This window comes from Enterobacter sp., assembly GCF_977039595.1.
Window position 1 is genome coordinate 1 of sequence record NZ_CDRQYH010000011.1, and the last position, 23,412, is coordinate 23,412.

The 23,412-nt window shown below is 58.6% G+C and carries 18 protein-coding genes and 1 pseudogene; 8 read left to right on the plus strand and 11 right to left on the minus strand.

Going from position 1 to position 23,412, the window contains the following annotated elements; all coding sequences use genetic code 11:
* Both ACWYRJ_RS05470 and dkgA read left to right on the plus strand, forming a co-directional pair.
* On the plus strand, positions 1 to 907 hold a 907-nt coding region (locus tag ACWYRJ_RS05470; RefSeq protein ID WP_455507535.1), incomplete at its 5' end, for an iron-containing alcohol dehydrogenase.
* 105 nt (positions 908 to 1,012) lie between these two features.
* Positions 1,013 to 1,839: pseudogene (gene dkgA / locus ACWYRJ_RS05475) on the plus strand (2,5-didehydrogluconate reductase DkgA).
* Between the two features lie 83 nt (positions 1,840 to 1,922).
* On the opposite strand, the gene ACWYRJ_RS05480 reads toward dkgA, so the two are convergent.
* Positions 1,923 to 4,094, minus strand: coding sequence for a YgiQ family radical SAM protein (locus ACWYRJ_RS05480; protein WP_115876282.1), 2,172 nt, complete (start codon positions 4,092 to 4,094; stop codon positions 1,923 to 1,925).
* A gap of 200 nt (positions 4,095 to 4,294) precedes the next feature.
* Here ACWYRJ_RS05480 and ACWYRJ_RS05485 point away from each other — a divergent pair, with 200 nt between their 5' ends.
* Positions 4,295 to 5,770: a TrkH family potassium uptake protein gene (locus tag ACWYRJ_RS05485; RefSeq protein WP_455507536.1), complete on the plus strand. Its 1,476-nt coding sequence runs from the start codon at positions 4,295 to 4,297 to the stop codon at positions 5,768 to 5,770.
* Positions 5,771 to 5,800: 30 nt separating this feature from the next.
* Here the strand turns inward: ACWYRJ_RS05485 and ftsP are convergent, their stop codons facing one another.
* The 4 genes from ftsP to ACWYRJ_RS05505 form a co-directional block, all read right to left on the minus strand.
* Positions 5,801 to 7,213 (minus strand): cell division protein FtsP, encoded by a 1,413-nt coding sequence (gene ftsP, locus ACWYRJ_RS05490; RefSeq protein WP_455507537.1) that lies wholly within the window; start codon positions 7,211 to 7,213, stop codon positions 5,801 to 5,803.
* Positions 7,214 to 7,271: 58 nt separating this feature from the next.
* Positions 7,272 to 8,009, minus strand: coding sequence for a 1-acylglycerol-3-phosphate O-acyltransferase (plsC, locus tag ACWYRJ_RS05495; protein WP_045404006.1), 738 nt, complete (start codon positions 8,007 to 8,009; stop codon positions 7,272 to 7,274).
* A gap of 163 nt (positions 8,010 to 8,172) precedes the next feature.
* Complete coding sequence (gene parC / locus ACWYRJ_RS05500; RefSeq protein ID WP_111963276.1) at positions 8,173 to 10,431, minus strand: DNA topoisomerase IV subunit A; 2,259 nt, start codon at positions 10,429 to 10,431, stop codon at positions 8,173 to 8,175.
* Positions 10,432 to 10,549: 118 nt separating this feature from the next.
* Complete coding sequence (locus ACWYRJ_RS05505) at positions 10,550 to 10,951, minus strand: YgiW/YdeI family stress tolerance OB fold protein (protein ID WP_111963277.1); 402 nt, start codon at positions 10,949 to 10,951, stop codon at positions 10,550 to 10,552.
* A 138-nt stretch (positions 10,952 to 11,089) separates the two neighbouring features.
* Here ACWYRJ_RS05505 and qseB point away from each other — a divergent pair, with 138 nt between their 5' ends.
* From qseB to ACWYRJ_RS05525, 4 genes are all read left to right on the plus strand, one after another.
* Complete coding sequence (qseB, locus tag ACWYRJ_RS05510) at positions 11,090 to 11,749, plus strand: quorum sensing response regulator transcription factor QseB (RefSeq protein ID WP_455507538.1); 660 nt, start codon at positions 11,090 to 11,092, stop codon at positions 11,747 to 11,749.
* The gene (gene qseC, locus ACWYRJ_RS05515; protein WP_455507539.1) at positions 11,746 to 13,095 is read left to right on the plus strand and encodes a quorum sensing histidine kinase QseC; all 1,350 of its coding nucleotides are present in this window, start codon (positions 11,746 to 11,748) and stop codon (positions 13,093 to 13,095) included. The genes qseB and qseC overlap by 4 nt, the downstream gene beginning before the upstream one ends.
* A 104-nt stretch (positions 13,096 to 13,199) precedes the next feature.
* The gene (locus ACWYRJ_RS05520) at positions 13,200 to 13,781 is read left to right on the plus strand and encodes an NAD(P)H-dependent oxidoreductase (protein ID WP_047650114.1); all 582 of its coding nucleotides are present in this window, start codon (positions 13,200 to 13,202) and stop codon (positions 13,779 to 13,781) included.
* A 31-nt stretch (positions 13,782 to 13,812) separates the two neighbouring features.
* On the plus strand, positions 13,813 to 14,127 hold the full coding sequence (locus ACWYRJ_RS05525) for a putative quinol monooxygenase (RefSeq protein WP_032664433.1): 315 nt from the start codon (positions 13,813 to 13,815) through the stop codon (positions 14,125 to 14,127).
* An 88-nt stretch (positions 14,128 to 14,215) separates the two neighbouring features.
* Here ACWYRJ_RS05525 and ACWYRJ_RS05530 read toward each other — a convergent pair whose 3' ends face one another.
* From ACWYRJ_RS05530 to ACWYRJ_RS05550, 5 genes are read right to left on the minus strand one after another with little or no spacing between them, the layout of a single operon-like run.
* Positions 14,216 to 15,103 carry a MurR/RpiR family transcriptional regulator gene (locus ACWYRJ_RS05530; protein WP_111963280.1) on the minus strand — a complete coding sequence of 296 codons (888 nt, stop codon included), beginning with the start codon at positions 15,101 to 15,103 and terminating at the stop codon, positions 14,216 to 14,218.
* Entirely contained in the window at positions 15,100 to 16,050 is a 951-nt protein-coding gene (locus ACWYRJ_RS05535; protein ID WP_455507540.1) for an iron-siderophore ABC transporter substrate-binding protein, read from the minus strand. Before ACWYRJ_RS05535 ends, ACWYRJ_RS05530 begins: the two co-directional genes overlap by 4 nt.
* A gap of 9 nt (positions 16,051 to 16,059) precedes the next feature.
* On the minus strand, positions 16,060 to 17,100 hold the full coding sequence (locus ACWYRJ_RS05540; protein ID WP_223580514.1) for a FecCD family ABC transporter permease: 1,041 nt from the start codon (positions 17,098 to 17,100) through the stop codon (positions 16,060 to 16,062).
* Positions 17,097 to 18,080 (minus strand): FecCD family ABC transporter permease, encoded by a 984-nt coding sequence (locus ACWYRJ_RS05545; protein ID WP_455507541.1) that lies wholly within the window; start codon positions 18,078 to 18,080, stop codon positions 17,097 to 17,099. Before ACWYRJ_RS05545 ends, ACWYRJ_RS05540 begins: the two co-directional genes overlap by 4 nt.
* Positions 18,077 to 18,889, minus strand: coding sequence for an ABC transporter ATP-binding protein (locus ACWYRJ_RS05550; protein ID WP_455507542.1), 813 nt, complete (start codon positions 18,887 to 18,889; stop codon positions 18,077 to 18,079). Before ACWYRJ_RS05550 ends, ACWYRJ_RS05545 begins: the two co-directional genes overlap by 4 nt.
* 384 nt (positions 18,890 to 19,273) lie before the next feature.
* Here ACWYRJ_RS05550 and ACWYRJ_RS05555 point away from each other — a divergent pair, with 384 nt between their 5' ends.
* Positions 19,274 to 21,415 carry a TonB-dependent siderophore receptor gene (locus ACWYRJ_RS05555; RefSeq protein WP_455507543.1) on the plus strand — a complete coding sequence of 714 codons (2,142 nt, stop codon included), beginning with the start codon at positions 19,274 to 19,276 and terminating at the stop codon, positions 21,413 to 21,415.
* Positions 21,416 to 21,497: 82 nt separating this feature from the next.
* Here the strand turns inward: ACWYRJ_RS05555 and parE are convergent, their stop codons facing one another.
* Positions 21,498 to 23,390: a DNA topoisomerase IV subunit B gene (gene parE / locus ACWYRJ_RS05560; protein WP_111963285.1), complete on the minus strand. Its 1,893-nt coding sequence runs from the start codon at positions 23,388 to 23,390 to the stop codon at positions 21,498 to 21,500.
* Positions 23,391 to 23,412 lie beyond the last annotated feature (22 nt).

The following is a 23,412-nucleotide window of genomic DNA, read 5'->3' on the forward strand; positions in this document are numbered from 1 at the left end:
CACCTTCCTGCTGGCGGTCGGCGGCGGCTCCGTACTGGACGGCACCAAATTCATCGCAGCGGCAGCGCACTACGCTGAAGGCATCGATCCGTGGCACATTCTGGAAACCCGCGGCAGCGACATTAAAAGCGCCATCCCGATGGGCTCCGTGTTGACCCTGCCAGCCACCGGTTCTGAATCCAACAAGGGCGCGGTGATCTCCCGTAAAACCACCGGTGACAAGCAGGCTTTCATGAACGAACACGTCCAGCCTGTGTTCGCTATCCTGGACCCGGTTTACACCTACACCCTGCCTGCGCGTCAGGTGGCGAACGGCGTGGTCGATGCCTTTGTTCATACCGTTGAGCAGTACGTCACGTACCCGGTGAATGCCAAAATTCAGGATCGCTTCGCGGAAGGCATTCTGCTGACGCTGATTGAAGAAGGTCCGAAAGCGCTGAAAGAGCCTGAAAACTACGACGTTCGTGCCAACGTGATGTGGGCCGCCACACAGGCGCTGAATGGCCTGATCGGCGCTGGCGTGCCGCAGGACTGGGCGACCCACATGCTGGGCCACGAGCTGACGGCGATGCACGGTCTGGATCATGCTCAGACGCTGGCCGTTGTGCTGCCTGCCCTGTGGAACGAAAAACGCGACACCAAACGCGCCAAACTGCTGCAATATGCTGAGCGCGTGTGGAACATCACCGAGGGTTCTGACGACGCGCGCATTGATGCCGCCATCGAAGCGACCCGCAGCTTCTTTGAAGGTCTGGGCGTGCCAACGCGTCTGTCCGGCTACGGGCTGGACGGCAGCTCCATCCCTGCCCTGCTGGCGAAACTCGAAGAGCACGGCATGACCCATCTGGGCGAGCACGGCGACATCACGCTGGACGTCAGCCGTCGTATTTACGAGGCGGCACGCTAAGCGTTTTTGTCCCCCCGACTTTCGTTTTTTGACATTTCGTCCAGACTTAATGCACACCCCATCGCCGGAGTCTCCCTCCGGCGATGCGCACCTGAAGGAGGAAAAATGGCAAACCAAACCGTAATCAAGCTGCAGGACGGCAACGTGATGCCCCAGTTGGGGCTAGGTGTATGGAAAGCCGGTAACGACGAGGTCGTCTCCGCCATTCATAAAGCCCTTGAAGTCGGCTATCGGTCGATTGACACCGCCGCCGCGTACAAAAACGAGGACGGCGTGGGTACCGCACTGGCCAGCGCCGGTGTCCCCCGCGGTGAGTTATTCATCACCACGAAACTGTGGAATGACGATCAAAAACGTCCCCGCGAGGCCCTGCAGGAGAGCCTGGATAAGCTCCAGCTCGACTTCGTCGACCTTTATCTGATGCACTGGCCGGTCCCGGCTATCGACCATTACGTTGATGCCTGGAAAGGAATGATTGAACTGCAGAAAGAGGGGCTGGTGAAAAGCATCGGCGTCTGCAACTTCCAGGTTCATCACCTGCAGCGGCTGATCGACGAGACGGGCGTCGCGCCTGTCATTAACCAGATCGAACTGCACCCGCTGCTGCAGCAGCGTCAGCTTCACGCCTGGAACGCCACGCATAAAATCCAGACCGAGTCCTGGAGCCCGCTGGCACAGGGTGGCGAAGGCGTGTTCGATCAGAAAATTATTCGCGACCTGGCGGATAAATACGGCAAAACCCCGGCGCAGATCGTCATTCGCTGCATCTGGACAACGGCCTGGTGGTGATCCCGAAATCGGTCACGCCATCGCGCATCGCCGAGAACTTCGACGTCTGGGATTTCCGTCTGGACAAAGATGAGCTGGGGGAAATTGCGAAGCTGGATAAGGGCAAGCGGCTTGGGCCGGACCCGGATCAGTTTGGCGGGTAATTGCGTAAAAAAGCCGGGTGGCGGCTTCGCCTTACCCGGCCTGCGTGTCGACATAAAAACCCCGGCTTGCCGGGGTTTTTTATTTACGCTTTGCGCTTCACTGGCTTCTTCACACTCGAATTACCATTCGAACGCTGATGCACAATCGGCGTGTGCTTGGTCAGCGCCGGGCGAGTATTGCGGTTCTGGCGACGCGCTTCGCGCATCTCATCCAGCGTCGGGGCCGGTACCAGACAGTCGCGGCGCGAGCCGATCAGGTGTTTTTTACCCATCTCTTCCAGCGCCTGGCGGATCAGCGGCCAGTTTTTCGGATCGTGGTAACGCAGCAGTGCCTTGTGCAGACGACGCTGTTTATCCCCTTTCGGCACCACCACCTCTTCACTCTTGTAGCCAATCTTACTCAGCGGGTTCTTGCCGGTGTAATACATGGTCGTCGAGTTGGCGAGCGGTGACGGATAGAAGTTCTGCACCTGATCCAGGCGGAAGCGGCGCTGCTTCAGCCACAACGCCAGGTTCACCATGTCCTCATCACGCGTGCCCGGGTGCGCAGAGATGAAGTACGGGATCAGATACTGCTCTTTACCCGCCTGCTTCGAGTAGGTGTCGAACAGCTCTTTAAAGCGATCGTAGCTACCCATGCCCGGCTTCATCATCTTCGACAGCGGGCCTTCTTCGGTGTGCTCCGGCGCAATCTTCAGATAGCCACCGACGTGGTGCGTCGCCAGCTCTTTGATGTAGCGCGGATCTTCCACGGCGATGTCGTAACGTACCCCGGAGGCTATCAGGATCTTCTTGATGCCTTTCAGGTCACGCGCGCGGCGGTAGAGGTTGATCGTCGGCTCATGGTTAGTGTCCATGTGCTCGCAAATGCTTGGATAGACGCAGGAGAGGCGACGACAGGTTTGCTCTGCGCGCGGCGACTTGCAGCGCAGCATGTACATGTTCGCGGTTGGACCGCCGAGGTCGGAAATCACGCCGGTAAATCCAGGTACCGAGTCGCGAATCGCTTCGATCTCATTGATGATCGAATCTTCAGAGCGGCTCTGAATAATGCGCCCTTCGTGCTCGGTAATCGAGCAGAAAGAACAGCCGCCGAAGCAGCCGCGCATGATGTTGATCGAGAAGCGAATCATCTCATACGCCGGGATACGGGCGTTGCCGTAAGCAGGGTGCGGCACGCGCTTGTACGGCAGCGCAAAGACGCTGTCCATCTCTTCGGTGGAAAGCGGGATCGCCGGCGGGTTGATCCAGATAAAGCGCTCGCCGTGCTTCTGCATCAACGCGCGGGCGCAGCCAGGGTTGGTTTCATGGTGCAGAATACGGGACGCGTGCGCGTAGAGCACCTTGTCGGCTTTCACCTTCTCATAGGAGGGCAGCAGCACGTAGGTCTTTTCCCACGGCTTCGGGCGCGGAGGCTGCACGACGATAGCCTTCGCTTCCGCTTTCTTTGGCTCTACCGGTTTGTTATCGGCACACGGCAGATCTTCGCCGTACGGATGTGGGATCGGGTCGATTTTACCCGGCATATCAATGATGCGGGAATCCACTCCGCGCCAGCCCGGCAGCGCCTCTTTCACCATGATGGCGGTATTGCGCACGTCGCGGATGCTGCTCACCGGCTCGCCCTGCGACAGACGGTGCGCCACTTCCACCAGCGGACGCTCGCCGTTTCCGTAAATCAGCATGTCGGCTTTGGAATCCACCAGCACCGAGCGGCGCACGGTATCAGACCAGTAATCGTAGTGCGCGGTACGGCGCAGGCTCGCCTCGATGCCGCCCAGGATCACCGGCACGTCTTTCCAGGCTTCTTTGCAGCGCTGGGTATAGACGAGGGTTGCGCGGTCCGGGCGTTTACCCGCCACGTTATCCGGCGTGTAGGCGTCGTCATGACGAAGCTTACGGTCGGCGGTATAGCGGTTGATCATCGAGTCCATGTTGCCTGCAGTCACGCCGAAGAACAGGTTCGGTTTACCCAGACGCATAAAGTCGTCTTTGCTGTTCCAGTCAGGCTGGGAGATGATCCCCACGCGGAAGCCCTGCGCCTCAAGCATACGTCCACAGATGGCCATGCCGAAGCTCGGGTGGTCAACGTAGGCATCGCCCGTGACCAGAATGATGTCGCAGCTGTCCCAGCCCAGTTGGTCCATCTCTTCCCGGGACATCGGCAGGAATGGCGCCGGTCCAAAGCAGGCCGCCCAGTACTGGGGCCAGGAGAAGAGGTCACGATCCGGCTGGATCAGGGAAATTGCGCTCATAATGCTTCCGAAGAAAAAATAAACAAAAGGAGCGGGATTATACGCTGTTCATCCGCCGGATTTGAAGAAAAGGATGCAGGAAGCAGGCAGATATTCACGGAACTCGTTAAAATACAGCGCCATGATAATTTTGGATCATAATATTCACTATATTTTCCGGTGATTTGCCCCGGTAATGCGTGTTTGTGCGGAGCTCAGTTGTGAAGCCCAACGATTCGTTACATGTCTCCCAACTGCGGGTTGTCCTTCACCTCTGCGGTTTTCTGGTTCTGCTGTACAGCCTTTCTATGCTGCCGCCGATGGTTATCGCCCTGCTGAATAAAGAGCGGACCTACTTTGCCTTTCTGACCACCTTTTTAACCTTTTTTACTCTCGGAGGGCTAACCTGGCGGGCAACCCGTCACGCGGGCATACAGCTGCGCACCCGCGACGGTTTCGTGATCATCGTCCTGTTCTGGCTGCTGTTTTCATTGATTAGCGCCATGCCGCTCTGGATGGATGACGGGCTACAGCTCTCTTTTGCCGACTCGCTCTTTGAAGGGGTTTCCGGGATCACCACCACCGGGGCAACGGTGATCGGGGACGTCAGCGCCCTGCCTAAATCGTACCTTTATTACCGCGCTCAGCTGAATTTCATTGGCGGGTTAGGCGTCATCGTGCTGGCCGTCGCGGTCCTGCCGCTGCTGGGCATCGGTGGCATGAAGCTCTATCAGTCAGAGATGCCGGGACCGTTCAAGGAGGAGCGCCTGACGCCCCGCCTTGCCGATACTGCGCGCACGCTGTGGGTGACCTACTTCGCGCTGGGGGTGGCCTGCACCCTGGCCTACTGGCTGGCGGGAATGTCTTTTTTTGACGCCCTCTGTCACGGGCTGTCGACCGTGTCACTGGGCGGGTTCTCCACCCGCAGCGAGAGCATTGGGTTTTATGACAGCCACGCGATTGAGCTGGTCGCCGGGGCGTTTTCACTGCTCTCCGCGTTTAACTTCACCCTCTGGTACATCGCCATTGTCAGACGCACCCTGAAACCGATTCGCCGCAGCCCGGAGGTTAAATTCTTTCTGAGCGCCGCCGCGGTGATTATCGTCATCACCGCCTGGCAGGTCTGGCATGCCGGGATGTACAACGCCACTGATAGCCTGGTGCATGCCTTCTTTCTTGCCAGTTCGATGATGACCGATAACGGCCTTTCGACAGCCGACTATGCCCAGTGGCCAGCACATACCATCTTCCTGCTGTTGAGCGCCAGCTTTTTTGGCGGCTGCGTAGGCTCGACCTGCGGCGGGATCAAAGCGCTGCGTTTTCTCATTATGTTCAAGCAGAGTATTCAGGAGATGAACCAGCTGGCGCATCCGAGGGCGCTGCTGAGCATTAAGGTGGGCAAAAGCGTGGTGAATGAACGCGTCCTGCGCTCGGTCTGGAGCTTCTTTTTTCTCTACGTGATGATTACGGGCTTTTTTGTCTGGTCGCTCAATCTGATGGGCTACGACCTGTTTACGTCATTCGCAACGGTTGCCGCCTGCATCAACAACATGGGGCTGGGGTTTGGCGAGACGGCGTCGACGTTCGGCACGTTAACAGAGGGGGCAAAACTGCTGATGTGCGCGGCGATGATCTTAGGGCGTCTGGAAATTTATCCGGTGCTGATACTGTTCTCGCGCTTTTTCTGGCGGGCATAAAACATTCCCGGCGAACCGGGAATGTCAGGATTATGGGGCAGGATTGATCAGCATCTGCCCTACGGAGCCCCTGTCCATCATCTCCAGCGTCTGGCTGTGGAACAGGAACGGGAAATGCGGCCACGAAGGCTGACCGTAGTAGACAAGCAGCTCAACCTGGCCGTCCACCCAGACGGTATCTTTCCAGCCGCGGTCTTCCGGGAACGGCATGGCACCGTTGACGTTGCGGATCAGGAATGCCACCCCTTCAATATGGAACGACTGCGGCATATCTGAACGCACCGTCCAGCGCTCCCAGGTACCCTGCTGCGCGGTAATGTCGATGCGGTTGACGTCCCATAGCGCGCCGTTGATGCCCGGGTCGTCGCCGAGGCTGATATCACGGCTGCGCACCGGCGAGCCGCTCATGATCTCCTGCGGCAGCAGGCGCATGGGCAGGCTATCGGTCACCAGCGGCAGCAGACCGGTTGGACGCAGGGTCAGCACCAGGGTCGAGACCAGAATGCTCGACGGTTCAAAGAACCCGCGAATACGGTCGACAATGCTGGCCGCTTCACCGCAGGTGACAGACACTTCATCCCCATTGGTCATATCAATGAGAACTTCGCGACGTTCGCCCGGCGAGAGCGCAAGCTGTTTGACGGACACCGGCGCCGGTAAAAAGCCCTGATCGCCGGAGATCACGTGCAGCGGACGACCATCGCTCATTTGCAGCTGATAGCGGCGCGAGTTAGACGCGTTGAGCAGGCGCAGGCGCACCCAGCCGCGAGAAACTTCGACATACGGGCTTTGCGCACCGTTGACCAGCAGCGTATCACCGACGAAGCCACCGCTGCCCGGCTCGCTGTATTCAGGCGTGCCGAAGTTATCCAGACGTTTGTCCTGGATGATAATCGGGAAGTCATCCACGCCGTAGTGATTCGGGATCGGCAGAGATTTGCTGACTTCATCTTCCACAAGCCACATGCCGGCCAGGCCGTTATAGACCTGCTGCGCCGTGCGGTTAGGGGTGTTGGCGTGATACCACAGGGTTGCCGCGCTCTGGCGAATCGGCAGAACGGGCGCCCAGTCGGCGCTGGATGACATCATTCGCGCCGCGCCGCCAATCAGCGGGCCAGGCACCTGCAGGCCGCTGATGGTCATAGCGACATTTTCAGGGGTGCGGTTACTGTAGATGAGCTTTACGTCATCGCCATTCCACACGCGTATGGTCGGCCCGAGGTAACGTCCGTTAATGCCCCAGACGGGCGCACGCGTCCCCTGGGTAAAGGACCAGTGGCTGCGCTGCAGCGTCAGGAAAAGCGGCTGACCGCGACGGGATTCAATTAATGGCGGTATAGGCAGCGGCTGTTGCTGCCCGGCGGCGCTGGCTGTCAGCGGCATCGCACCCGCACAAAGGGCGATCCCCGAAGCCTGAATAAACTGACGCCGACTGAGTGACATATAAGCTCCATCTGAAACGACTAACAACGCGGGAATTCGTTTTCCCTTCAACGCCGGGTTAAATCTTACCGGCGGCTTCTCTCTCTGCGACTTCTTTGTCGAGCTGCGCAATATGCTGAGCCATTAGCTCACGGCAGTGTGCTGCCAATTCACGCACCTGATCTTTACCGTATTTGCTGGTATCGACAGGTGGCAGCATTTCGACAATCACCAGCCCATTATTCAGGCGGTTAAGATTAATCTTATTCGAAGTATTGGAAACGCACACGGGAATAATTGGAACACCTGCCGCAATTGCAGCATGAAACGCACCGGTTTTAAACGGCAGCAGGCCGCGACCGCGGCTGCGCGTTCCTTCCGGGAACATCCAGATTGAGATTTTGCGCTTTTTAAAATGATTCACTACTTCCGCAATGGTGCTGTGCGCTTTTGCACGGTTATTACGGTCAATCAGCAGGTTACCGGTAAGCCAGTACAGCTGACCAAAAAACGGGATCCACAGCAGGCTTTTTTTGCCCACCGTCACGGTCGGTGGAAGCACGATATTAGAGGCCGTCACCATATCGTAGTTGTTCTGATGGTTGGCAATATAGATGGCGTTACCGAAATTCTCCGCCCCTTCCGGCAGACGTTTTTCAACCTTCAGGCCAAACAGCGGAGCAAGGCGCCCGAACATATGGCCAAAGGTGGCGACATGCTTCGGATTACGCGGGCTGAACAGGCAATAAATAGAGCCGAAAATACAGACCAGAATACAGTAGATGACGGTAAGAATAAGACGAACAATATATAGCATAGCGACCTCTGAAGCCCCAACAGCTGACAATTATACTTCACCTGTGGCCAGGTAAGGACTTTATTACGAGCGCGTATTGTTAATCGCAACGCACGAATTAACAACGATTTTACGGGAAATTTTATTGAAATTCCCCCTCCGGACAGAGGGGGATATCACGACATTACTCTTCGCTGTCGCCCGCCGCGCTGCGTGCAGGAGAGTCAATCTCCACGCGATCGATACGCTGCAGACCGCGCATCAGCGAGCCGCGGCGACCGCGCTCACCCACCACCTTCTGCAGCTCTTCCGGACGAAGCTTGATTTTGCGCTTGCCGACGTGAATGGTCAGCGTGCTCTGCGGCGGCAGAAGGAAGAGGTGCGCCAGGCCATCTTCGCCTTTCGCGGCCTCCGCCGACGGGATGTTGATGATCTTGTTGCCCTTGCCTTTTGACAGCTCCGGCAGATCGCTGACCGGGAACATCAGCATACGTCCGGCGGTAGTGATCGCCAGCAGCATGTCGCTTTCGTTCTCAATCACCAGCGGTGCCATCACGTGAGCGTTGTCCGGCAGGCTAATCAGCGCCTTACCTGCACGATTGCGGGAGACCAGATCGTTGAAGGTACAGATAAAGCCGTAGCCCGCATCGGACGCCAGCAGCAGCTTCTGGTCATCGGCTTCCATCAGCATATGGTCAACCGTCGCGCCCGGCGGCAGCGTCAGCTTGCCGGTTAGCGGCTCGCCCTGCCCGCGCGCGGAAGGCAGCGTGATCGGGTCAATGGCGTAGCTGCGACCGGTGGAGTCGATAAACGCCACCGGCTGGTTGCTCTTGCCTTTGACAGCCGCTTTGAAGCTGTCGCCCGCTTTATAGCTGAGCCCCGGCGCGTCGATATCGTGGCCTTTGGCGCTGCGTACCCAGCCGCTCTGCGACAGGACAATGGTCACAGGCTCGGACGGCTGCATGTCGTGCTCATTCATCGCCTTCGCTTCTTCGCGCTCGTGCAGCGGAGAACGACGGTCGTCGCCGAAGGCATCGGCATCGGCCTGCAGCTCTTTTTTCAGCAGGTTATTCATCTTGCGTTCGGACGCGAGGATCGCCTGCAGCTGATCGCGCTCTTTTTCCAGCTCGTTCTGCTCGCCGCGGATCTTCATCTCTTCCAGTTTGGCGAGATGGCGCAGCTTCAGCTCGAGGATCGCTTCGGCCTGGGTTTCGCTGATGCCAAAGCGCGACATCAGGGCGGGCTTCGGCTCGTCCTCGGTGCGGATGATCTCAATTACTTCGTCAATATTGAGGAACGCCACCAGCAAACCTTCGAGGATATGCAGGCGCTTAAGCACTTTCTCCAGACGATGGTTCAGACGACGGCGTACCGTATCGCGGCGGAACGTCAGCCATTCGGTGAGGATCTCCAGCAGGTTTTTCACCGCCGGGCGTCCGTCGAGGCCGATCATGTTCAGGTTGATGCGGTAGCTTTTTTCCAGATCGGTGGTGGCAAACAGGTGGTTCATCACCTGCTCCATGTCCACGCGGTTGGAGCGCGGCACGATCACCAGACGGGTCGGGTTTTCGTGATCCGATTCGTCGCGCAGGTCGTCGACCATCGGCAGCTTTTTATTGCGCATCTGGGAGGCGATCTGCTCCAGCACTTTGGCACCGGAAACCTGATGCGGCAGCGCGGTGATCACCACGGCGCCGTCCTCTTTATTCCACACCGCGCGCATGCGCACGGAGCCGCGCCCGTTCTGGTAGATTTTGCGAATTTCCGCGCGAGAGGTGATGATCTCAGCTTCGGTTGGGAAATCTGGCCCCTGCACGATATCCAGCAGATCGTCGAGCGAGGCTTTAGGCTGCTCGATCAGGGTAATGGCGGCTTTCGCCACTTCACGCAGGTTGTGCGGCGGAATATCCGTCGCCATACCGACCGCAATACCGGTGGTACCGTTCAGCAGGATGTTCGGCAGACGCGCAGGCAGCATCTTTGGCTCCTGCATCGTACCGTCGAAGTTTGGCACCCAGTCGACGGTTCCTTGACCCAGCTCGCCCAGCAGCACTTCGGCATATTTAGAGAGACGGGATTCGGTATAACGCATTGCTGCGAAGGATTTCGGATCGTCCGGCGCCCCCCAGTTCCCCTGACCATCCACCAGCGGGTAGCGGTAAGAGAACGGCTGAGCCATCAGCACCATCGCTTCATAGCAGGCGCTGTCGCCGTGCGGATGGTATTTACCCAGCACGTCACCGACGGTACGGGCGGATTTCTTGAACTTGGCGGTGGCGTTCAGCCCCAGTTCGGACATCGCATACACGATGCGGCGCTGAACGGGCTTCAGGCCATCCCCGATAAACGGCAACGCCCTGTCCATGATGACGTACATGGAATAGTTCAGGTAGGCGTTTTCCGTGAATTCATGTAGCGCGAGGCGCTCTGCCATATCGCTCATTACGTGTGATTCCTCAACTCAGAAACCGAAGGGTTTCAGGCAATATTGCCGCAGATACTACCCTATCTGACGAGTTGAGTCACAAAGAAAAAGGGCCGCTTATGCGGCCCTTTCCGGGTTATTTGTTCAGCTTAATGACCTGCTTCACGTCGATTTCAAAATCGTTCCACTCTTTATCGACCTTGCCCTGGATTTCCACTTTATCCTGAGGGGTGACGGTCACGCCGTTCCAGCGCTTGTGGTCAATCTCCACGTTGACCGTGCCGGTCTCATCGCGGAAGGTGTAGCGGTCATCGGACAGGCGCTGGGTAATGTTCCCGCGCAGCTTCACCCAGCTGTCGTCCTTCATCTCTTTTACCTTCACCGCAGTGGTGAGGTTAGCGTCGTTATCAACAAAACCTCCCGTCTGCGTCTGGGTCTGGGTTTGCGTGGCCGACGGGCCGTTAAATCCGCCCTGCGCGGCAAAAACGGGGGCAGTGGTCATCATCATGATGGCGGCAATAGCAGCGAATTTTTTCATATTAACTCTCCCTTTAATCTGGTTTCGCAGTCCATTAAACAGGGTAATCCTTAACAACTTCTTAAGGGAAAAATTTATTTATTATTGCTGTACAGCAGGCGCTTACAGAGGGTTTACTGACGGCATCAAGGAGGGAATATGCGCATTTTACTGGTAGAAGACGACACGTTAATCGGCGACGGTATCAGGGCGGGTTTAAGCAAAATGGGCTTTAGCGTGGACTGGTTTACCGACGGTAAAACCGGTCAGGCCGCGCTTGCTTCTGCGCCCTATGATGCCGTGGTGCTGGATCTGACGCTGCCGGAAATCGACGGTCTGGACATCCTGCGCGCGTGGCGCGAAAGCGGGCGCAGCGAGCCGGTATTGATCCTGACCGCGCGGGATGCGCTCAACCAGCGCGTGGAAGGGATGCGTCTTGGCGCGGATGATTATCTCTGCAAGCCGTTCGCGCTGATTGAAGTCGGCGCCCGCCTCGAGGCGCTGGTCCGCCGCAGTCACGGCCAGACGCATAGCGAGCTACGCCACGGCAAGGTCACGCTCGATCCGACCCGTCTCGTCGCCACGCTGGACGGTGAACCGCTGACGCTGAAGCCGAAAGAGTTCGCGCTGCTGGAACTGCTGATGCGCAATGCAGGCCACGTGCTCCCTCGCAAGACGATTGAAGAAAAACTGTATACCTGGGATGACGACGTCTCCAGCAACGCGGTAGAAGTCCACGTTCATCACCTGCGCCGCAAGCTTGGCAGCGAGTTTATCCGCACCGTGCACGGCATCGGCTATACCCTGGGTGACGCATGAAGCTGACGCAACGCCTGAGCCTGAAACTGCGCCTGACGCTCCTCTTTTTAGCGCTCTCCCTGACGGCATGGTTTGCCGCCAGCCTGGTGGCCTGGCAGCAGACCACCCACAAGCTGGATAAGCTCTTCGACACGCAGCAGATGCTGTTTGCCAAACGGCTGCTGACGATGGATCTTGACGAGATCCGCGCCCCCGAACGGATGCGCGAGATCCCGAAAAAAGTGAAGCATGGCCGTCTCGATGACGACGCGCTGGCTTTCGCCATTTACGCCGTCGACGGCAAAATGCTGCTGAACGATGGCGAGAACGGGCGCGATATTCCGTACCACTATCGCCGCGACGGGTTTGCTAACGGGCAGCTCCAGGACGACAACGACGAATGGCGTTTCCTGTGGCTGACCTCACCCGACGGGAAATACCGAGTGGTGGTCGGCCAGGAGTGGGAGTACCGCCAGGAGATGGCGCTGGACGTGGTCAGCTCGCAGCTCACGCCCTGGCTGGTGGCGCTACCGGTGATGCTGCTGTTGCTGGTTCTGCTCCTGATCCGGGAGCTAAAGCCGCTGAAAAAGCTGGCGCAGACCCTGCGCTCCCGCTCGCCGGATGCTACCGATAAACTGCCGACGGAGGGCGTCCCTACGGAAGTGCGCCCCCTGCTTGATTCGCTGAATCATCTCTTCGCGCGTACCCAGGAGATGATGACCCGCGAGCGCCGCTTTACGTCCGACGCCGCCCACGAGCTGCGCAGCCCGCTGGCGGCCCTGAAGGTGCAAACTGACGTGGCGCAGCTCTCGCAGGACGATCCGCAGGCGAGGGAAAAAGCGCTGGCGCAGCTGCATGCGGGCATCGACCGCGCTTCCCGGCTAGTGGACCAGCTCCTCACGCTGTCGCGTCTGGACTCGCTGGATAATCTTGACGACGTCGAACCGATAACGCTTGCCGATTTACTTCAGTCGGCGGTGCTGGATATCTGGCATCCGGCGCAGCAGGCAGGGATTGATATTCGCCTCAACAACCACGCCCCGCAGATCAAACGTCAGGGACAGCCACTGCTGCTAAGCCTGCTGGTGCGCAACCTGCTGGACAACGCCATCCGCTACAGCCTGCGCGGCAGCGTGGTGGACGTCACCCTGGACGCGCGTAGTTTTACCGTGCGCGACAACGGCCCAGGCATTTCACCTGACGCGCTGGCGCGCATCGGCGAGCGCTTTTATCGTCCGCCGGGTCAGGATGCCACGGGCAGCGGGCTGGGGTTATCCATCGTAAAACGCATCGCCGCGCTGCACGGTATGCGCGTCTCGTTGAGCAATGCGCCTGAAGGCGGTTTTGAAGTGAAGGTCAGCTGGTAGAGATTATTGCGTTTAATGCAAAAGACTTTGCACATTTTGCTCATTTTTCCGCTCCGTCCTCGCGCGTAGAATACTCGCCATACTCTCATCGTCGAGGACAAATAATGAGCAACATCCTGATTATCAACGGTGCAAAAGAATTTGCGCACTCTAAAGGCCAGCTGAATGACACCCTGACCGAGGTCGCGGACGGTTTCCTGCGCGACGCCGGGCATGATGTTAAGGTCGTACGCGCGGACAGCAATTATGACGTGAAGGCCGAAGTACAGAACTTCCTGTGGGCTGACGTGGTGATCTGGCAGATGCCAGGCTGGTGGATGGGCGCGCCGTGGACCGTAAAAAAATACATGGACGACGTGTTCACCGAAGGTCATGGCTCACTGTATGCCAGCGATGGCCGCACCCGCTCTGACGCGTCCAAAAAATACGGGTCAGGCGGTCTGATTCAGGGCAAAAAATATATGCTCTCTCTGACCTGGAACGCCCCGCTGGAAGCCTTCACCGAGAAAGATCAGTTCTTCGAAGGCGTGGGCGTTGACGGCGCGTACCTGCCGTTCCACAAGGCTAACCAGTTCCTGGGCATGGATCCTCTGCCGACGTTTATCGTCAACGACGTGATTAAAATGCCTGATGTCCCGAGCTATATCGCAGAATATCGCAAGCATCTCGCGGAAATTTTTGCTTAACTGGTAGCCTGGAATTAAAGGAGTAGTAAACATGCTTACCGTTATCGCAGAAATCCGTACTCGTCCAGGTCAACATCACCGTCAGGCGGTGCTGGATCAGTTCGCGAAAATTATCCCGACCGTACTGAAAGAAGAAGGCTGCCACGGCTACGCGCCGATGGTGGATGCCGCCACTGACGCCAGCTTCCAGGCGACCGCACCGGACTCGATCATCATGGTTGAGCAGTGGGAAACCGTCGCGCACCTCGAAGCACACCTGCAGACCACGCACATGAAAGCGTGGAGTGACGCGGTGAAGGGTGACGTGCTGGAAACCCACATCCGCATTCTGGAGCAAGGGGTTTAAGTTTTCCCTCACCCCAGCCCTCTCCTGACGGGAGAGGGAGAACAGGTCCAGGCCCGGTGAGCGTCAGCGCAACCGGGCTTTGTTGTTTTTAGCTGCTTTTCTTCCCCGGTTTTAACCCGCGATGTAGCTCGTTGATGCGCTTCATCGACTTGATAGTGCGCTGCGGCTCGGTGGAGGCTACGGATAAAATAATCATCTCCAGACAGAGCAGCACCGTGCCGTGGAGCGGGATTTTGCCCTTTTCGCCGCCGCGCGGAACGTGGATCACCACGCTGGCCTCCTTGCTGAAGCGCGAATCAAGGGCGTTGGTCAGCAGTATCGTTGGAATGCCCAGACGTTTTGCTTCACGCAGGGTGGTTTGCCCCTCCCGGTGCGCGGACTTCTGCGCCATCATCACCAGCACGTCGCCGCGCTGAAGCGCAATCAGCTGTTCCGCAAGCCCTATTCCGGTACGGTTAAGCGGCGTGGCGGGTAACCCCATGCGACTGAACAGCCTGGCGGTATACTCGGCCAGAATGCCGGAGGCGCCAATGCCAAATATGGCGACCTGCCTCGCCTGCGCCAGCAGAGAGACCGCCTGGGCCATCGCGTAGCGGTTGTGCGGCTCGGACAACACCTCGCAGGTGTGTTGATGCCCCTCCAGCACGAAATCAATGCTCGCGTTGACGTCGCTGGCAAGCGTGTTCACCGTAGTGGACATCTTTTCGCTGGAGGTGACCACCGGACCAAACCACTGCTCAAGCGTTTGCTTGAGATCGCGCAGCCCGGCGAAACCCAGCGCCTGGATGGCGCGGACCACCGTGGCATCCGAGGTTTTCAGTTCCGCAGCAATCTCCATGGCGGTCTGTTCCATCACCGCTTCGCGATTGTCATGAATATAGCGTGCAACCTGCAGCAGACGCGGCGTCAGCTGATGCGCCCGCGCGCGAAAACGGTCGCCATAGACATCCACGCGCCCTTTCTCTTTGCGGATCACCGTGATGCCTCCGGCAGCGGACGCCCGGCAATCTGAGACTGCACCTGCGCGACCATCAGCCCTAAAGACGCGAACGAATTCGAGATCGCCTCTTCACGCGAGATCAGCACGTAATGCCCGGTTCGGCAGGCATTGAGGAACTGACACCAGCCCGGCATGACCGCATCCATCGCCGCCAGCTCGTCCTGCGGTTTACCGCCCGTATCCCCGCGCCAGGTAGCGAAGACGAAATCGGCATCCAGCTCCGGCAGGCGCTCGGCGCTGACGTCAATCCGTCCCCCTTCCGGGATGGACTCAATCAGCGGCGGGAACTTGAATCCTGCGTCGCGCAGCACGCGGCCCAGCGAGTGGTAGCTGTGCATGGCGTTAATCTTCCCCTGATTCGCCTGAATCACAGACACGGTCACCTTGCTGGTATCAATAGTCGACTTCAGCGCCTTAATCTGCTCCTGATAGCGCCGCTCCAGAACCTTGAGTCGCGCCTGCGTTCCCGTCAGCTGAGCCAGCTTGCGGTAGATCTCCGGCGCGCCGCCGTCGAGATGATCGATGCTCACCGTCGGGGCAATTTTCGCCAGCTGTTCCACCGGGGTGTTGCGGGTCGGCTCGGTAATAATGAGGTCAGGCTTTGCGGCGGCGATGGCTTCAATGTCGATATCGGCCGTGCCGATAAATTTAATGTCGGAATTATCGAAGTCGACGCCGGTCAACATGCCGCTGGAGCGCAGAAAGTGGCTACCGTCCGGCCGCGTGCGGCCATGGCTCGCCACCGGCGGCACGCCAAGCTCAATCAGCGGAATGGTGATATCCAGATCGTGTAATGAAACAATCCGCTTCGGATGAACCGGCACAACGACCTTGCATCCCAAATCGTCGGTAAATACCTGCGTTGGCTCCGCCGCGCTTACCGCGAACCCCACCAGTAACAGCATCGAAAATAGTACGCGCATTATAGTCCCCTAAAATCTGTCCCGACGCTGCCAGAGCAGCAGCAGGAAAAACGGTCCGCCAATCAATGAAATGACAATTCCCGCCGGCAGCTGCAGCGGGAGGAATGCAAGACGTCCGACGTTATCCGCCAGCAGCACCAGCAGCGCGCCCAGCACGGCGCTTCCCGTCAGGAGCGCCGTTTGCCCACCACGCAGCAGCAGGCGCGCCATATGCGGAGCAATCAGCCCCACGAAGCCTATACTGCCCACGCACGAGACGCTGGCTGCCGTCAGCACCACCGGGGCGAGAACCCTCAACAGCGCCAGCCGCGTTATGCGCACGCCGAGACCCGCGGCGGCCTGATTGCCGAGCAACGCCACGTCCGCTGCCCGCGCGGTAAAGAGCAGCAGCGCAAAAGCGGGAGCGGCCCAGAGCGCGGCCAGGCCCACCAGCGTCCAGTTTGCCGCATGCAGGCTTCCCGCCAGCCACAGCATCGCCGTCTGCACGTCGCGCACGTCGGCAGTAGTGATAAAGACGCCCATTGCAGCGGCAAAGGTCCATGACACGCCGATGCCGATCAGGATGAACCGCGGGCGCGAGATATCGCGCGCCAGGGCGATAACTACCAGCGCGGTGAGCAGCCCACCGGCCATGCCGACCAGCGGACGCCAGGCCAAGCCCAGCCCCGGGAATTGAAAAATCAGCAGCAGTACAGCCGCGCTACAGCCCTCCTTCACGCCGATAAGCCCGGGGTCAGCCAGGCCGTTGCGGGTGATGGACTGCATTGCCGCCCCCGCCATGCCGAGCATCGCGCCGCACAGCACCGCCATCAGCAGGCGCGGCAGGCGGATATCCATCACGATGTAGCGCGTCTCCGCCGTCAGGCTCTCAGGAGAAAACAGCGCGCGCCCGATGGCGGAGGTGGGAATAGGCAGAGAACCGTGCGTCAGGCCAAAGCCCAGCAGGCTTAACGCCGCCAGCGCAATAAGCGACAGGTACGCCAGCACTTTCGGGCGAACCAGCGCCGATATACGGCCAATTCGGATCGCGCGGAATCCGGCCCGGTTCATTTGAACATCCTCGACGCCATAAAGATGAATACGGGCGCGCCGACCAGGGCGGTCATGATGCCGGTTGCCAGCTCCCAGGGGGTAAACAGCGTGCGGGCGGCGATATCAGCCAGCAGCAGCACCAGCGCGCCGCACAGGGCCGACAGCGGCACCATCACGCGTAAATCGACTGACACCAGACGGCGAATGAGCTGCGGCACGACCAGGCCAATAAAACCAATCGGCCCGGCGATAGAGACGGCCGCGCCGCAGAGTAGCGCGATGGCCAGCAGGGCGAGCAGGCGGGTTTTCAGCAGGGACACGCCAAGCCCCTGCGCCATTCTGTCGCCCAGCGCCAGCATGTTGAGCGAGGGCGACAGCCCGATAGCAAGAACAAAACCGGCTGCTGCAGCCCACAGGGCGCTCTGAAGCATCTGCGCGTTGACCCCGGCGATATCACCCGCCAGCCAGGTGCGCAGGTCGAGCAGCGTCTGTTCATCCAGGATTAACACCGCGGCAGTAATCGACGAGGCAAACGCCGACATCGCCACGCCGCACAGCGTGACCTTCATCGGCGTGAGCCCGGTGCGACCGGAAGAGGAAAACATCAGCACCAGCAGAAACAGCGCGGCCGCACCGGCGGCGGCAATCAGCGGGCGACCAAACGGCAGCGACAGGCCAAGCGCGCTGACGCTCACCACTGCCAGCGCAGCCCCGGCGTTGAGCCCCAGAATATGCGGTTCGCCGAGCGGGTTGCGGATCACAGACTGCAGCAGCACGCCCGCCACGCCGAGCGCGGCGCCCGTCACCATCGCGGCGCAGAGGCGCAGCAGTCGTAATTTGATAATGACGTTATGGTCGAAATTGCGCGGGTCGAAGTGGATGAATGCCTCCACTACCGTCTGCGGGGCGATAAAGCGTGCACCGATGCCAAGATGCGTAATCGCACCCAGCGCCAGCAGCAATATAAAAATCAGGAAGGCCAGAGAAGCGCGTATCATGGCTGTTCAAGGCTCTGGCGGAACGGCATAAAGAATGGCTTTCCGGTCAAGGGGTTAATGGACACATGCACGTCCACGTCAAACACCGCTTTGATCAGTTCCGGCGTGCAGACGTCGCCCTCATGTAACACCCCCTCAACTTTCCCCTGGCGTAAAAAAACCAGCGAATCGCCGTAGTTTACGGCAAAGTTGAGATCGTGCAGCACTACCACCACGGTACGCCCGTGCTGGCGGGTCAGGGCATGCAGCAGTTCCAGGATCTCCACCTGGTAGCGGAGATCGAGATATGTTGTCGGCTCGTCAAGCAGGATATACGGCGTTTGCTGCGCCAGCGCCATGGCGATCCAGCAGCGCTGACGCTGGCCGCCGGATAAGCTTTCCACCGGCATATGGGCAAACTCTGCCGTGCCGGTCAGGCGCAGGGCCTCTTCTACCGCCAGCTCGTCCTCGTCGCTCCACTGACGCATAAAGTTCTGCCAGGGAAAACGCCCGCGCGAAACCAGTTCAAAAACGGTTAACCCTTCCGGAAGCAGCGGCGACTGCGGGAGAATGCCAAGCTGACGGGCGACCGCTTTGGTGGGCTGCTCGTGGATCGCCTTGCCGTCGAGAACTGCCGCGCCGCCAAGCGGCTGGAGCAAACGCGCAATGGTGCTCAGCAGCGTGGATTTCCCACAGCCGTTCGCCCCTACCAGCACGGTCATTTTCTGCTGTGGGATCGCAAGGGAGATATCATCAACGATGATTTTTTTCTGATAGCCCGCTGAGAGGTTCTCCAGAACCAGACCCGGTTTGTGTGTGTTGTGAGCCACGTGAACGCCAACGTAATGAAAAACCAATAAATAAAAATAAAACTCATTCTCTTTTGAGAGTTTGACGCCGCGCCATGTAGTAGTCAAGCGAAGAAACACCCTGGAAAAACCAGGGGTAAGCCTGAGTAAAAGTGAAAACTGGACGGCTTGTAAAAACATCTATTTCAATGACTTAATTATTATCCCGCTGCGCTTGTACGCACGGTTAAACGCTGTAGTCGATTTTTTCTTTTTTCCATTTACTACTACATTTACGCATGATTGAATGATTCTCAATTACATGTCCGATGCCACTTCCGGCTAACGGACAGACCGTAAAGGGCAATGACTCACACAGTTTGCCGCGAAACGTCATTCGCGGGATATTTCGGGATAACAGATGTAATGGCTACGTTCACACCTTCACTCTCTGGGGTAAAAGGGCGCGCGCTCTTTTCACTGCTGTTTATGGCGCCGCTGGTTCAGGCAGCAGACAACACCGCGGCTAAAGACGGCGAAACGCTTACCGTCACCGCCGATCCAAATACGACGGCGGAGGCCACCAACGGCTATCAGCCGCTGAACACCTCCACCGCGACGTTAACCAACATGCCGATGCTGGATATACCGCAGGTGGTCAATACCGTCAGCGATAAAGTGCTGGAGGATCAGCACGCCACTACGCTGGATGAAGCGCTGTACAACGTCAGCAACGTGGTACAGACCAACACCCTGGGCGGTACGCAGGATGCCTTCGTGCGCCGCGGGTTTGGCGCAAACCGCGACGGATCGATCATGACTAACGGCCTGCGCACCGTCCTGCCGCGCAGCTTTAATGCCGCAACCGAGCGCGTGGAGGTGTTGAAAGGCCCGGCCTCGACGCTCTACGGTATTCTCGATCCGGGTGGCCTGATCAACGTTGTCACCAAACGCCCGGAGAAGACCTTCGGCGGCTCCCTTTCCGCCACCTCTTCCAGCTTTGGCGGCGGCACCGGACAGATCGATGTTACCGGCCCGATTGACGGCACGCGCCTGGCGTATCGCCTGACGGGCGAATATCAGGACGAGGATTACTGGCGTAATTTTGGCAACGAACGCAGCACCTTTATCGCCCCGTCGCTCACCTGGTTCGGCTACGACGCCACCGTGACCGCGCTCTATTCGCATCGCGACTATAAAACGCCGTTCGATCGCGGAACGATCTTCGATCTCAACACTAAAAAAGCCGTCGACGTCGATCGCAAAACCCGCTTTGATGAACCGTTTAACGTGACCGACGGGCAGTCCGATCTCGCTCAGCTCAATGCGGAATATCGCCTCAACAGCCAGTGGACCGCGAAGTTTGACTATAGCTACAGCCAGGATAAATACAGCGATAACCAGGCGCGCGTGATGGCCTACGATTCAAAAACCGGCAACCTGACCCGCCGCGTGGATGCGACCCAAGGCTCGACACAGCGTATGCACACGACGCGCGCGGATCTGCAGGGGAACGTGGACATCGCGGGCTTTTACAATGAGATCCTGACCGGCGTGTCGTATGAGAATTACGATCTGCTGCGTACGGACATGATCCGCTGTAAGAACGTTAAGGATTTCAATATCTATCATCCGACGTATGGCAAACTCGGCAAATGCACCACCGTGTCGGCGTCCGACAGCGACCAGACGCTGAAGCAGGAGAGCTACTCCGCCTATGCGCAGGACGCGCTGTACCTGACCGATAAGTGGATCGCCGTCGCCGGGATGCGCTATCAGTATTACACCCAGTACGCGGGCAAAGGCCGCCCGTTCAACGTCAACACCGACAGCCGCGACGAACAGTGGACGCCGAAGCTGGGGCTGGTTTATAAGCTCACGCCAGCGGTCTCGCTGTTTGCCAACTACTCGCAAACGTTTATGCCGCAGTCGTCCATTGCGAGCTACATCGGCGATCTGCCGCCGGAAACGTCGAATGCTTACGAGGTGGGCGCAAAGTTCGACCTGTTCGACGGGGTTACCGCCAATATCGCGCTGTTTGATATTCACAAACGCAACGTGTTGTACAACGAAAGCGTGGGAGGGGAAACCATCGCCAAAACGGCGGGCCGCGTGCGCTCCCAGGGCGTGGAGGTGGATCTGGCCGGTTCACTGACCGAGAACACCAATATTATCGCCAGCTATGGCTATACCGACGCGAAGGTGCTGGAAGATCCGGACTACGCGGGCAAACCGCTGCCGAACGTGCCGCGCCATACCGGCTCCCTGTTCCTGACCTACGATATTCAAAATGCGTTTGCCGGTAATACCCTGACGCTGGGCGGCGGCGGGCACGGCGTAAGCCGTCGTTCCGCAACCAACGGTGCGGATTATTATCTGCCGGGCTATTTCGTGGCGGATGCGTTTGCGGCGTACAAGATGAAGCTACAGTATCCGGTGACGCTGCAGGTGAACGTGAAGAACCTGTTTGATAAAACCTACTACACCTCATCTATCGCCACCAACAATCTGGGTAATCAGATTGGCGACCCGCGCGAAGTGCAGTTTACGGTGAAGATGGAGTTTTGATGTAAAAAGCCCGGTGGCGCTAACGCTTACCGGGCCTACGATCCATTCCCTCTCGCTGTGGGAGAGGGTTAGGGTGAGGGCATCAGGCCTCAATATCCGCCATATCGCCTTTCTCCTGCAGCCAGTTACGACGGTCTTCCGAACGTTTCTTGGCAAGGAGCATATCCATCATGGCGTTGGTCTGCTGTTCGTCTTCGTCGCTGATCGTAAGCTGCACCAGACGGCGCGTGTTCGGATCCAGCGTCGTTTCGCGCAGCTGCATCGGGTTCATCTCGCCCAGCCCTTTAAAGCGCTGAACGTTAGGTTTGCCCTTCTTGCGCTTCAGCTGTTCCAGCACGCCCGCTTTTTCTTCTTCCGTCAGCGCGTAGTAAACCTCTTTGCCGAGGTCGATACGATAAAGCGGCGGCAGCGCCACGTGGACGTGACCATTTTTAACCAGCGTGCGGAAGTGCTTCACAAACAGCGCGCACAGCAGCGTGGCGATGTGCAGACCATCGGAATCCGCATCCGCGAGGATACAGATCTTGCCGTAGCGCAGCTGGCTCAAATCGTCGCTGTCCGGATCGATACCGATCGCCACCGAGATATCGTGGACTTCCTGCGAGGCCAGCACTTCATCTGAAGAGACCTCCCAGGTGTTCAGGATTTTCCCCTTGAGCGGCATGATCGCCTGATATTCACGGTCGCGAGCCTGCTTGGCCGACCCGCCCGCCGAGTCCCCTTCCACGAGGAATAGCTCGGTACGGTTGAGATCCTGCGCGGTACAGTCCGCCAGCTTGCCCGGCAGCGCAGGGCCGCTGGTCAGCTTTTTACGCACCACTTTCTTCGCGGCACGCAGACGACGCTGGGCGCTGGAAATCGCCATTTCAGCCAGCATCTCTGCTGCCTGAACGTTCTGGTTCAGCCACAGGGTAAACGCATCTTTCACCACGCCGGAAACGAACGCCGCGCACTGGCGTGACGACAGACGCTCTTTGGTCTGACCGGCAAACTGCGGATCCTGCATCTTCACGGAGAGCACGTAGGCGCAGCGGTCCCAGATATCTTCCGCCGACAGCTTCACGCCGCGCGGCAGGATATTACGGTATTCGCAAAATTCGCGCATCGCGTCCAGCAGCCCCTGACGCAGCCCGTTGACGTGGGTACCGCCGAGCATGGTTGGGATCAGGTTGACGTAGCTTTCGGTCAGCAGTTCGCCGCCTTCCGGCAGCCACAGCAGAGCCCAGTCGACCGCTTCGGTATCGCCGCTAAAGTTACCGACGAACGGTTTTTCCGGCAGCGTCGGCAGGCCGTTTACCGCTTCGCACAGGTAGTCGTTCAGGCCATCGGCGTAGCACCAGGTCTGCTCGGTATTGTTGACGTTATCCTTAAAGGTAATTTCCACACCCGGACACAGCACCGCTTTGGCTTTCAGCAGGTGCGTCAGGCGGGATACGGAAAAGCGCGGGCTGTCGAAGAAGCTTTCGTCAGGCCAGAAGTGGACGCTGGTGCCGGTGTTGCGTTTGCCGCACGTGCCGACAACCTGCAGATCCTGCACTTTCTCGCCGTTTTCAAACGCGATGTTATAAATCTGGCCGTCGCGACGGACGTTCACTTCCACGCGTTTGGACAGGGCGTTCACGACGGAAATCCCCACGCCGTGCAGGCCGCCGGAGAACTGGTAGTTCTTGTTGGAGAACTTACCGCCCGCATGCAGACGACAGAGGATCAGCTCAACGGCAGGCACGCCCTCTTCCGGATGGATATCCACCGGCATGCCGCGCCCGTCGTCGATGACTTCCAGCGACTGATCGGCATGCAGGATAACGTCAACGCGTTTGGCATGGCCCGCCAGCGCTTCGTCCACACTGTTATCAATAACTTCCTGGCCCAGATGGTTTGGGCGCGTTGTATCGGTGTACATCCCCGGGCGGCGGCGAACCGGCTCAAGCCCGGTGAGGACCTCAATGGCATCAGCGTTATAGGTTTGCGTCATGATTTAAACTAGCAATTCGCAT